The 12,180-nt window shown below is 39.7% G+C and carries 8 protein-coding genes; 3 read left to right on the forward strand and 5 right to left on the reverse strand.

The features are described 5' to 3' along the window. Position 1: 1 nt before the first annotated feature. Positions 2 to 676 carry a cytochrome-c oxidase, cbb3-type subunit II gene (gene ccoO / locus BW142_RS02965; protein WP_024599141.1) on the reverse strand — a complete coding sequence of 225 codons (675 nt, stop codon included), beginning with the start codon at positions 674 to 676 and terminating at the stop codon, positions 2 to 4. 12 nt (positions 677 to 688) lie between these two features. Further along, positions 689 to 2,122, reverse strand: coding sequence for a cytochrome-c oxidase, cbb3-type subunit I (ccoN, locus tag BW142_RS02970; RefSeq protein ID WP_007585649.1), 1,434 nt, complete (start codon positions 2,120 to 2,122; stop codon positions 689 to 691). 339 nt (positions 2,123 to 2,461) lie between these two features. On the opposite strand from ccoN, the gene BW142_RS02975 reads away from it, so the two are divergent. The 3 genes from BW142_RS02975 (at position 2,462) to BW142_RS02985 (ending at position 7,545) form a co-directional block, all read left to right on the forward strand. Further along, positions 2,462 to 2,887 (forward strand): hypothetical protein, encoded by a 426-nt coding sequence (locus BW142_RS02975; protein WP_076923821.1) that lies wholly within the window; start codon positions 2,462 to 2,464, stop codon positions 2,885 to 2,887. Positions 2,888 to 3,505: 618 nt separating this feature from the next. Then, on the forward strand, positions 3,506 to 6,088 hold the full coding sequence (locus BW142_RS02980; protein WP_076923822.1) for a TonB-dependent receptor: 2,583 nt from the start codon (positions 3,506 to 3,508) through the stop codon (positions 6,086 to 6,088). A 104-nt stretch (positions 6,089 to 6,192) separates the two neighbouring features. Next, positions 6,193 to 7,545 carry a hypothetical protein gene (locus tag BW142_RS02985; protein ID WP_024599138.1) on the forward strand — a complete coding sequence of 451 codons (1,353 nt, stop codon included), beginning with the start codon at positions 6,193 to 6,195 and terminating at the stop codon, positions 7,543 to 7,545. Positions 7,546 to 7,594: 49 nt separating this feature from the next. Here BW142_RS02985 and BW142_RS02990 read toward each other — a convergent pair whose 3' ends face one another. Genes BW142_RS02990 through mfd form a run of 3 tightly spaced genes read right to left on the reverse strand, consistent with a single transcriptional unit; the run spans position 7,595 to position 12,178 of the window. Further along, on the reverse strand, positions 7,595 to 7,849 hold the full coding sequence (locus BW142_RS02990) for a lipoprotein (protein ID WP_024599137.1): 255 nt from the start codon (positions 7,847 to 7,849) through the stop codon (positions 7,595 to 7,597). A 19-nt stretch (positions 7,850 to 7,868) separates the two neighbouring features. Continuing rightward, complete coding sequence (locus tag BW142_RS02995) at positions 7,869 to 8,705, reverse strand: peptidoglycan binding protein CsiV (protein ID WP_076923823.1); 837 nt, start codon at positions 8,703 to 8,705, stop codon at positions 7,869 to 7,871. Next, the gene (mfd, locus tag BW142_RS03000) at positions 8,705 to 12,178 is read right to left on the reverse strand and encodes a transcription-repair coupling factor (RefSeq protein ID WP_076923824.1); all 3,474 of its coding nucleotides are present in this window, start codon (positions 12,176 to 12,178) and stop codon (positions 8,705 to 8,707) included. Before mfd ends, BW142_RS02995 begins: the two co-directional genes overlap by 1 nt. Positions 12,179 to 12,180 lie beyond the last annotated feature (2 nt).

Here is a 12,180-nt window from a genome sequence, read left to right on the forward strand (position 1 = left end):
TTTACTTCAAGTGGGTGCCAAGTTGCTGTAAATACGCGATTAGAGCTTGTATTTCTGTTGCGCCTTTGCCGTCATTCATAGCATTAACTTTATCAACATCAGCTTGAAGCTCTTCGTCGCTGCCATAGCCTAAACCCGGATGTTTTGGGTTTTCTGGGTTAATAGCAAAAGTATCACGGAAAATTTGTAGTTTTTTCAGAGTAAGGCTGGTATCAACCGTATTCTCTGCTAACCAAGGAAAGCCTGGCATGTTTGACTCAGGAACCACAGCGCGTGGGTCAACTAAGTGAGCATAGTGCCAGTCGTCCGAGTAGCGCTTACCAACACGAGCCAAATCAGGACCAGTACGTTTAGAACCCCATAAGAACGGGTGATCCCAAACAGATTCACCGGCTACAGAGTAATGACCATAACGCTCAACTTCATCACGAAAAGGACGAATCATTTGTGAGTGACAGTTAGAACAACCTTCACGCACGTAAAGATCACGGCCTTCCATTTCTAAAGCATTAAGAGGGCGTAGGCCTTCTACTGGTTTAGTTGTATCGTCTTGGAACATTAGCGGAGTGATCTCAACTAGTGCGCCAAAGCTAATAGCAAAAACAGTCAGAATAGCCATAAGGCCAACGTTCTTTTCTACTATTTCATGTTTGTTTTGCGAATTTTTCTTGCTCATCATCTCACTCCGTTATGCTAATTGTGCTTGCGCGTCTAGTTTCAGAGATTCTTTCTCAGCTGAAATAGTGCGGTAAACGTTATAAGCCATAACTAACATACCTGTTACGATGAATACACCGCCTACAAAGCGCATAATATAGAAAGGATGCGACGCTTCTAAAGACTGCACAAAGCTGTACATTAATGTACCGTCAGCATTTACTGCACGCCACATTAGACCTTGCATTACACCAGAGATCCACATTGCAACAATATATAAAACAACACCTACAGTGTGTAACCAGAAGTGGGTGTTAACCAATTTAACGCTATACATACGACCTTGCGCGAATAACGCAGGAATTAAGTGGTAGATAGCACCAATTGAAATCATAGCAACCCAACCTAGTGCACCTGAGTGTACGTGGCCGATTGTCCAATCTGTATAGTGAGATAACGCATTTACAGATTTAATTGCCATCATAGGACCTTCAAACGTAGACATACCGTAGAAAGATAATGAAACAACTAAGAAACGAAGTACTGGATCGGTACGTAGTTTATGCCACGCGCCAGATAGCGTCATAATACCGTTGATCATACCACCCCAAGACGGTACGAATAGGATAATAGACATAACCATACCTAAACTTTGCGTCCAATCAGGAAGCGCTGTGTAGTGAAGGTGATGAGGACCAGCCCAGATATATAATGAAATTAGAGCCCAAAAGTGAACTACCGATAAACGGTATGAGTAAACTGGGCGACCTGCTTGTTTTGGTACAAAGTAATACATCATACCCAAGAAACCAGCAGTAAGTAGGAAACCTACAGCGTTATGACCGTACCACCACTGAACCATAGCATCTACCGCACCCGCATAGATTGAATATGATTTAGTTAACGACACAGGCACTGCCATACTGTTTACAATATGAAGTACTGCAACAGTGATAATAAAGCCAGCGTAGAACCAGTTAGCAACATAAATATGCGACACTTTACGCTTAATTAAAGTACCAAAGAATACAATAGCGTAAACAATCCAAACCACAGCGATTAAAATATCGATTGGCCATTCAAGTTCTGCGTATTCTTTTGAGCTAGTAATACCAAGTGGTAATGTAATTACTGCTAATACAATAACTAGCTGCCAGCCCCAAAATGAAAAGGCGGCGAGTTTGTCTGAGAAAAGACGCGTTTGACAAGTACGTTGTACGACGTAATAAGACGTCGCAAAAAGTGCACTGGTACCAAATGCGAAAATTACTGCGTTCGTGTGTAACGGACGTAGTCGAGAGTAAGTTAACCATGGTGTATCAAAGTTAAGTGCTGGCCAAGCTAATTGGGCAGCAATCAGAACCCCAATACTCATGCCAACGATGCCCCAAATCACTGTCATAATAGCGAATTGGCGTACAACCTTATAGTTATACTCAGTTTGTGATGCTACTGTTTGGCTCATTTTCTGGCTTCCGCTGCAATAAATGCGTTTAGAAATGAATTACCCACCTTTAAAAGTGGGGCCTACTATTTTCTCAAGCGTGTTATCTAAAACTTTCAATACATGAAAGCTTCAGAAAAAAAACTTGAGAAACCCTTATTTTTTGCGGGTGAAATGATAAATTTTTTGGCCTAAAAAAGATAGGTCAATTACATAAAATTATGACATCAATCAATGTTTGTGAGCTTGTTGTTTATTTTTTGATACAGTTTGTGCCTAATTTGGCTTAATAGTAACACTCACACTTGTTATTTGCAGTCGCGATTATTAGTATTTGCTTTTCTTTAGTGCGAAATTGTTATGCTTATATATAGGTTAAGTTTATTCACCGCGGTATTTTTTTTATTAACAGCGTGTGATTTTTCCAAAAATACAGATGAAAAATTTCTAAAAAATGCCACATGCACAACCAATTTGCCTTGTACTTTTTCAAATGATGTTAAAGTATGGTTAAGCGAGAAAACTCTTTCTCCCGAAACCCCATTTACTATTTTTAGTGATTTACCAACAAATATTACAATTGAAGATGCCAAGCTCAAAGGCATTACTATGTATATGGGTTACATTCCTCAGCAATTTAAAAAACATAATGGCCTGTGGCAGAGCAATACCATGGTTGGCATTTGTTCTGAGCAAAATATGCTCTGGAATTTAGAGCTAACAGTCAAAGATAATACAACCTCTTTAATACAAACACTAAATTACTCTTTTTATGTAACGTATTGAAGTAGCGACTGCAAGCTTCTGCATACAACGTACATTTTTGGTGTGAATTTGTTTTCTCATACATACGATTATTTGAGTGACTAGATCAATTAAATTATTTTTTAGATTTTGAGACTTATAAACTTCAATGATAAATAAGTGCTCTCAAAAAGTTCAACTTTAATTGCGACTGAATAAAAATCTAATCAAAAAACTTTCCAAAGTGGCTAAATAAGACTATTTAAGCACCAAGTATGCATAAATATGGTTATTAATTAACATTTAGTTTTGCGGTTTTAATAATGTGCTGTGATTAAGTTGTTAATTTGTCTGTTTTTGGTACATAGCTCAATCAATTACATTTGATTACAAAGTAAATCACTTTGGTTTCAGGTGTGTTTCTAATGTTTCTGTATTTTCTCATGCTTTTGTTTTTAAAGTGTATTTATTAATTAACACTGAAACATAATGTAACCTATGTACCTAAAATGATTTATCCACATTATTGCTTGATATAAATTGAGCTTCCGTTAAGTTTTCGTTCAGTTAAAAGCGCCTAAGTTGCCCACCTGACTCACTATTCTAATAAAAAGTGAGCATTACCAATAAAGGTAAATTTCCAACAAGTAGGGTTCTTTCATGAAAAAATCAACTCTTGGTTTAGCTGTAATTGCAGCATTTCCAATGTTCTCAAGTGTGCAAGTTCTAGCTGCTGAAGACTCAGCACAAGCAATCGAAAAAATTCAAGTAACGGGTTCTCGCATTAAGCGCGCAGATATGGAAACCGCTAGCCCAGTTACTATAATCGGTGCTGACGATATCGCTGCTTCAGGCGCTGTATCAGTAGATTCTGTACTACAAAAAATGACCGCTACAGGCGGCGCAATGACAAACCCAGGTATCAATAATGGTTCTGGTGGTAATGCATCTATTGATTTGCGTGGTTTAGGTTCACAACGTACTTTAGTACTTGTAAACGGCCGCCGTATGATTAACTCAGGTACAGGCGCTGCTTCTACAGTTGATTTGAATACTATACCAGTATCTATGATCAAGCATATTGAAGTACTTAAAGATGGTGCATCTGCTGTTTATGGTACTGATGCTGTTGCGGGTGTTGTAAATATTATCTTAAAAGATAACTTTGAAGGTTTAGACCTTAATGTTAAATCAGCAATCACTACTGAAGGTGATGCAGATGAAACGTCTTTTGATATTACAATGGGTGGAAACTTCGGTCGTGGTAACGTTGTAATAGGTTTACAGTACACAGACCGTGGCGATGCTTCTCAGGCTGATCGTAGCTTTTCTGATTGTCCATTAACTGAAGATGGCGATGGCAGTGCTCCATACTGTTCTGGTTCTTCTTACACTCCTAATGGCCATGTTTGGTCAGGTGATGAATCTTTGCAAGGTCAGGCTGATAATGGTTGGCACGACTTTGGTACTAGTGATGCCTACAACTATTCTCAATCTAGCTACTTATACACGCCAATGCGTCGTTTAAACCTTACTGGTATTGGTAGCTTTGATTTAACTGATGACACGCGTTTATACTCTGAGTTTACATACTCAAAACGTTGGTCAGAGCAGCAATTAGCGCCACAGCCAGTATGGTTCGACTTTGACTACGCAGAGTGGATGGGCGATTCTTTAATTGACCAAAATATTAACTACGGTGATGAAGTTTCTTACGGTCGCCGTATGGTTGACACTGGTACACGTGACTCATCTCAAGTAGTTGATACAGTTCGTTCTGTTATCGGTGCTGCAGGTTATTTAGATAATGGCTTAGAGTGGGATACATCAGTTATTTTTGGTCGTAATGACTCAGTAGATCGCTTAAGCAACCTTCACAATATGGGTTCAATTCAAAGCGAAATTGAAGCTGGTAACTTTAACCCACTTTCACAAGCTTCATGGTCAAGCAGTAGCTTTAGTGACTATGTTTACACTGAGCAAAACTCAGGCGGCAGTCAATTATTTATGATTACAGCTGCGCTTTCTGGTGAGTTAATGGAAGTACCTGCGGGCTTTGTAGGTTTTGCTGCAGGTCTTGAACGCCGTGAAGAAAAAGCGTGGTACACACCAGATTCGATCACTTCACAAGGTCTTGCGAATGACCCACGTGTTGATGCAACAAGCGGTCGTTTTGATGTAAACGAAGCATACCTTGAGCTTGCTATTCCTTTAGTAGCAGATGCTTACTTAGCACAAAATGTAGAATTAAGCGCTGCGATTCGTGCTTTTGATTACAGCACATTTGGTTCTGATGAAACGTGGAAACTAGGTTTAACTTGGCGTGTAAACGACGAACTAATGTTCCGTGGTGTTCGCTCTACAGCTTTCCGTGCTCCTACAGTTGCTGAGTTATACTCAGGTGATTCTCCATCTTATGAGCAAGTTAGCTTTACAGGCGCACAAGATCAGGCTGAAGTAACCGTTGGTGGTAATGATGAATTAACACCTGAATTAGCTGATACAGTTACCGTTGGTGTAGTTTACGAACCAGAATGGTTTGAAGGTTTCTCAATGACGTTAGATTACTACGACATTGAAATCGAAAACGCTATTGCTACAGTAAACAACCAATACATTGTTGATTCATGTCTTGCATCAGATGGTTCTTTAGCGAATCAATCAACAGCACTTTGTAGTTCAGCAAATATCGATTTTAACCAAAGCACAGGTCGTATCGCGTTTAATAACCAACTACAAAACGTAGGTTATGAGCAAACAAAAGGTTATGACTTAAACTTAAATTACAAATTTGATTTAGCTGGTCTTGCTTGGAATACGTCATTAGATGTTACTTACCTTGACGAGTACACTGTTGATGTTATTGAATCAAGTATTGATTACGCTGGTTTAATTACTTCTGGTATCGGTGGTTATGCTGACGTAAAAGCAAACTTTGAGCTAGATGTTAAAGGTGATGCTTGGTCTGCTAACTACAAAGCACGTTACATTGCAGGAATGGATAGCTACAGCTGTTTAGGTAAAGAATCTACATGTTATGCACCAACAACACCATCTGTTGTTTACCATGATGTGAGCGGTTCTTACTTTATCAGTGAAATGGTTTCGTTAACTGCTGGTGTAAATAACTTATTTGATAAGCAACCACCATACTACTCAGGTAACAACGATTCTAATACTGACCCGTACACATATGATGTACTTGGCCGTCGTGTATTTGCTGGTGTAAACGTTAAATTTTAACTAGCACATTAATCGTATTAAGGCTCAGTATTTACTGAGCCTTTTTTATTGAACAAAACAAAGGAGACAAGTACACTAAAACGATATTTTAGAAGGAGAACTGATTGTTAAAACAAGATGAAAACTTATCTTTTGTCATTGAACCAGAGCTTACTCCTCGTTCTGAACAGCGCATAGATCTGTATTTTTCTATCCCTAATGAAATGGGGATTAATCCGCAAACGCTCACCGAAGAATCTTACTTTAATAACCACTTTAAATCACATTTAGCCTACAACGCTAACAATATACACTTGCCTTTAGTACGAAGCCGCTTTGTTAGTAAAAACAAAGGTGAGCAGCAAGATTATCGTCAAAACCTTAATTTATTTTGTTACCAAGTACGTTTAGCCCTTGATGCCGACATTAAAGATGCGTTAAAAATTGATGAAGCAGAAGACTTTTATAAACGCGCTAACGAAGTATATGAACAAAGTGAAGGACTTCTAAAAAAGCTGCGTCGCTATACGCCAGATGATGAAAAACTACTGCCATTTTTTACCAATGCTGATAACTATTTAAGTTGGCATGTTGAGCAATCATTTTTAAAGCTTTTAGATGAAGGCCCACGTAGTAGCGATTATGCAAAAGAGCGTAACGATTTAATGCAGTTTTGTAAAAACGAAAATGCGTACCGGGCTGACAAAAACTATAATTCTGAAACCACAATGCAAGACGCTAATCGAATAACAAATAAAATGCGCTTGTTGCAACGCTTAATTGAGCATGGCGTTATATTACAGCGCCAAACACGGTTTCTTAACAGCTATCTTAAACGATTAGTAAAAGGCACTGTAACGGCAGTTATCATGGCATTCGTGATGGTTGTCATACTTAATGCCCGCTCAACGTTTACTGAAGTCACCGCGACGCTTATTTTAATTTTAGGGGTTATTTACGGGCTACGTGAAATATTTAAAGAAGATATTACGCGTATGATTTGGCGAGCTATTGTACAAGGGCGACCTAAGTGGAGATTTAGTTTTAAAAATAGTATTACTAAAGACAAAATAGCGAGTCAGCTAATTTGGCTTGAATACACACGCTTTAAAAAAATCCCTAAAGAAGTAAAATCTATATTTTCAAAACGTCGTCAACAAAATAAACAAGCTGCGCAGTGGTTACACTTTGCAAGTGAGACACGGGTAAGCGCGAAAGAATTTTTACCTGGGTACGATACACTGCAGCAAACGCTACAATTTAGTCTTGCGCCATTTGCGCGTTATTTAAAACGTGGTGAAGGGAAGTTATATCATTTAGACAGTAATAAAATATCTAAACAGGCAGTTGAACGGCGCTACCAACTTAACATGGTGCTTGTGCTAACCGAGGAAGATAGAACACTTTATCAACGCTATAAAATAACGTTAAATCGAAGTAAAATCGTTAATATTGAGCTTATCTACTCCAAAAAGTGAATTTTAGTAATTAAAAAAGGGACTGATAAAATCAGTCCCTTTTTTAAATTTATTTATTAGCTAAACCATGTTTGCTATATAAAGTTACTTTGTTTGATACTAGCGTGATCTCGATATTTTTTGCTTCGTCGCCCCACACACAATTAGTATGCAGTGTTTTTTCAACACAGTTGTCCGCAGTACCTAAAATGGTTTCAACTTCAGTCTTATCCATACCTACTTTGATTTTTTCGTAACTCTCAAGACTTACCTTAGAACAAGCCGCAAGGCTTAATGTAGCTGCGATGATAAGGAGTTTTTTCATTGTTATATCCTACTTAGTATTAATGTTTGAATTTTCTGATTTGGACAATCATGCCCATTCGTGGGTGGTCAAAGTAATGTACTTCACCACTTATTACACGTCTAAACTGAGAAAAGCGGGCTGACTCTATATCGCCATTTTCTAGCTTTTGGCTAATATCAAAATTAGCTGTAATGTATAAATAATGTCGTAAGTGTATTTTAAATAAACCGTCTAGTTCCCATTCTGCTTTTGATTGATCCGGGTCGTTAAATAGTTCAGGTTGTGAATTTAATAAACTTACAAAATCAGGGTTTGAATAGCTAGGGGTTACGTTAGAGTCACTTTTAAGGTGTTTACCTGCGATTAAATGCATGCTTGGTGCACGCGACTTACTTGCGCCTTCAAAGCGCCAGCCTGTATGTAGAATAGGTGTTAATCCTTTGCGATCTAGCTGCCTGTACTGCGCTTTAAATTGCAGCTGTTCTGGCGCTAATAAATAAGTTTGCTGCATATCATCTTTAGCAGGCGCTAGAGGTGTAACAGGTAGCTCATCATAGCTTTGTAGGTAGTTTGTACTGTCACCACATACACCCGATTGTGGGTTTGAATTAACTAATGAATCTGTAAAAGAGCGTTTTTGAAAACGCTCATCACCATCTATACAGGCTTGCATTGCTTGCTCTGTATAAAGAGGGGTCATTAAATCTAGAGAGTTTTTATCCTCAATAGCTTTGTGCTTAAGTGTAAAATCTTCTTGCAAATACGGAGCCGGGCGCTGTTTAAATACAAGCACCTCAACCTCAAACCAGCGTTCTGCAAATGCAGTGCTGCTAAACAAGCAGCATAAAATAACCAGCGATTTTTTTAGCAACATTAATGGCTAACCTTTTTTTCGAAATCTGCAATCATTGCAGTGACCATTTTTAAGCGTTCGCGAGCGTTAGCTTCACTAATTGCAAAGCGCAATTTATTTGCGCCATCCATTTTGTACACCTTAGGCGCACTTTGTATCAAACCAATGATGAAGCTAGGGTTAACCTTGGTATCTTGGCTAAATTCAAAATAACCACCTTTTGGGTTTGCTTCAATTTTTGTTATACCCAAATTACTGGCCTGCATTTTAAGCTGCTGCAAGCTGAACAAGTTTTTGGCTGCATCTGGCAGTAAACCAAAACGGTCTATAAGTTCTACCTGTAATTCGTCCATGTCGTCAAGGTTAGCACAACTTGCAACGCGCTTGTACATGCCTAAACGTGCATTTACATCGTGTATGTAGTCATCAGGTAATAGGGCAGCTAGTTTTAAATCTACTTCGGTTTGTTTTTGAAGTAGGTTTTCAAGCGTTGGCTCTTTACCTTCACGTAGTGCATTTACGGCCTGCTCGAGCATTTCCATATACAAACTAAAGCCTATAGTTTGCATTTGACCTGATTGATCGTCGCCAAGTAACTCACCGGCGCCACGAATTTCTAAATCGTGTGTAGCGAGGGCAAAACCCGCGCCTAAATCTTCCAACGATTCGATTGCTTGTAAGCGTTTACTCGCGTCTTTAGAAAGTGCTTTGGGGTCACCTGTGAGTAAATAGGCATACGCTTGGTGATGGCTTCGGCCAACTCGTCCACGTAATTGGTGTAATTGCGCAAGGCCAAGTTTATCAGCTCTATCCATAATAATGGTGTTGGCTGTAGGCACATCAATACCCGTTTCGATAATCGTAGTACATACAAGCACGTTGTATTTTTGATGATAAAAGTCAGTCATTATTTGCTCAAGCTCTTGCTCGCGCATTTGACCATGGGCTGAGGTTACGCTTGCTTCCGGCACCCATTCACTAATTTCTTGTGCAACACGCTCAATAGTTTCTACATTGTTATGCAAAAAGTAAACTTGGCCACCGCGTTTAATTTCTCGCAGTACGGCTTCGCGTATTAGTTCTACATCGCGTTGGCGTACAAAGGTTTTAACCGCTAAACGTTTAGCCGGTGGCGTTGCAATAATTGATAAATCGCGCATGCCGCTCATGGCCATGTTAAGTGTACGCGGTATTGGCGTTGCAGTTAGTGTGAGTATGTCTACATCAGCGCGCAGTGCTTTAATTTTCTCTTTTTGGCGAACACCAAAGCGATGTTCTTCATCGACAATAAGTAAGCCTAAATCGTTAAACTTAATATCTTGCTGAATAAGTTTATGTGTACCAATAACTATATCGAGCTTACCGTTTGCCATTTTTTCAAGCGTATCTTTTTGCTCTTTAGTGGAGTTAAAGCGCGAAAGTACACCTACTTCAATAGGAAAATCAGCAAAACGGTCTTTAAAGTTTTCATAGTGCTGCTGAGCCAGCAAGGTGGTAGGCACTAAAATTGCCACTTGTTTATCATCGTTAACCGCTACAAAAGCAGCGCGCATGGCCACTTCTGTTTTACCAAAGCCTACGTCACCACATACTAAGCGGTCCATGGCTTGCTTTGATTGCATATCACCTAATACCGCTTCTATGGCGTTGCGCTGATCGTCAGTTTCTTCAAACGGGAAGCTATCGCTAAATTGGCGATATGCAGGGGCGTCTAGCGTAAACTTATTACCGGGTTTTGCTTGGCGCTGTGCATAAATGTCGAGTAATTCTGCTGCTACATCGCGAACTTTTTCAGCCGCACGTTTTTTTGCTTTTTCCCATGCATCTGAGCCAAGCTTGTGCAGTGGGGCGCTAGCTTCTTCGCCGCCAGAGTAACGACTCAGCATATGCAGCGCCGATACTGGCACGTATAGTTTAGCTTCACTTGCGTAAGTAATCGTAACAAACTCAGTAACTACACCTGCAGCATCAATTGTTTGCAAACCTTGGTAACGCCCAACACCATGATCGAGATGCACAACAGGTTGGCCTTCTTTAAGCTCGGCTAAGTTACGTATTAGTGCATCTTGGCTGGCTTCGTACTTGTGCTTACGGCGTCTGCGCTGAGATACTTTTATACCTAGCAGTTCTTGCTCGGTAATAATAGATAGGCTTGGTTTAGTGCCAAGTACGACACTTTGTTCAAGCGGGCTTACTATTAAACCTACATCACTCGCGCTTTTTGTAAATTGTTCGAGTGTTTCAAATTCTTTAAATTTTAAACCGCTTGGTTTTAAAATGCTCAGTAATGATTCGCGACGACCATCGGATTCAACACTGAGTAATATGCGGCCTTTTTTCTTTTTTTGCTCTGCTACATAATTTATAAACGCGCCATAAGGTTCATGCTGCTTATGATCAATTCGAATAGCAGGCAGCTCGCTAACGCTTAAGTTTTTATTGCCCGCTTTAGTACCAAGCTTTGCAAGCGATAAACGAATACGTGCAAAATTGCCTAAATTAGAAAACAGCTCTTCAATAGGCTGATAAAGCGCATTGGGTTCTAGTAATGGGCGAAGTGGGTCAACTCTACGGTTCTCATAGCGTACATTTACATCGTGCCAAAAGTTATCTGCCGCGTGCTCTAAATCGCCCAGTTGCATAACGGTAGTTGTTTCTGGCAGGTAGTCAAAAATAGTCGCGAGCTTTTCAAAAAACAACGGCATGTAGTATTCAATACCGGCAGGCCAGTTACCTTTGCTTACTTGCATGTATACAGAGTCTTGCTGCGAGCTTGCACCAAATTTTTCACGGTAGCTTATTCTAAAACGTTCAATATCAGCGTCGTTAGTAGGAAATTCATGTGCTGGAAGTAGCTCAATTTTATCTACTTTTTCATCAGAACGCTGTGTTTCTACATCAAATAAGCGAATAGTGTCGAGTTCGTCATCAAAAAAGTCGAGTCTAAATGGATGCGGGCTACCCATTGGGTATAAGTCAACGATAGAGCCGCGTATAGCGTATTCGCCGTGCTCCATTACTTGTTGAACATTTAAATAACCAGCTTGCTCTAAGTTGTCACGAAAGTTATGTGTGTCTAGCTTGTCGCCCACTTTAAAGTTTATTGTCGAACCGTAAATAAACGAGGCCGGGGCTGTGCGCAACATTAAGGTAGATACAGGCACAATTAACACACTTTGTTGTTCTTTTTTTAAGGTGTTTAAAGTGGCTAACCGGGCTGAAATAATATCTTGATGGGGAGAAAAGTGATCGTATGGCAGAGTTTCCCAATCAGGAAATACCATTACTGGGTTATCGGGTAATAAATATTCTAGCTCTGTTTCAAGGCGCAGTGCGCTTGGTGTATCAGGCGTAACAATCAAGACTAAGTTGTCTTGCTGTTTAACGCCTTCAGCAATGGCAATACTTAAACCACTTCCGCTTAGCTGGCCCCATTGAATTTTATCTTTATGAGATTTTACCCAAGGCAAGGCTGCCCATTGCTCAAACGCCATTT

This window comes from Pseudoalteromonas sp. EB27, from assembly GCF_001974875.1.
Lineage (GTDB): Bacteria > Pseudomonadota > Gammaproteobacteria > Enterobacterales > Alteromonadaceae > Pseudoalteromonas.

Excerpts from the sequence above, each read along its gene's own strand:
- BW142_RS02990 (WP_024599137.1), bottom strand. The coding sequence starts at position 7,849 with ATGAAAAAACTCCTTATCATCGCAGCTACATTAAGCCTTGCGGCTTGT.
- BW142_RS02995 (WP_076923823.1), bottom strand. The coding sequence starts at position 8,705 with ATGTTGCTAAAAAAATCGCTGGTTATTTTATGCTGCTTGTTTAGCAGC.
- BW142_RS02975 (WP_076923821.1), top strand. The coding sequence starts at position 2,462 with ATGCTTATATATAGGTTAAGTTTATTCACCGCGGTATTTTTTTTATTA.
- ccoO (WP_024599141.1), bottom strand. The coding sequence starts at position 676 with ATGAGCAAGAAAAATTCGCAAAACAAACATGAAATAGTAGAAAAGAAC.
- mfd (WP_076923824.1), bottom strand. The coding sequence starts at position 12,178 with ATGGCGTTTGAGCAATGGGCAGCCTTGCCTTGGGTAAAATCTCATAAA.
- BW142_RS02980 (WP_076923822.1), top strand. The coding sequence starts at position 3,506 with ATGAAAAAATCAACTCTTGGTTTAGCTGTAATTGCAGCATTTCCAATG.
- ccoN (WP_007585649.1), bottom strand. The coding sequence starts at position 2,122 with ATGAGCCAAACAGTAGCATCACAAACTGAGTATAACTATAAGGTTGTA.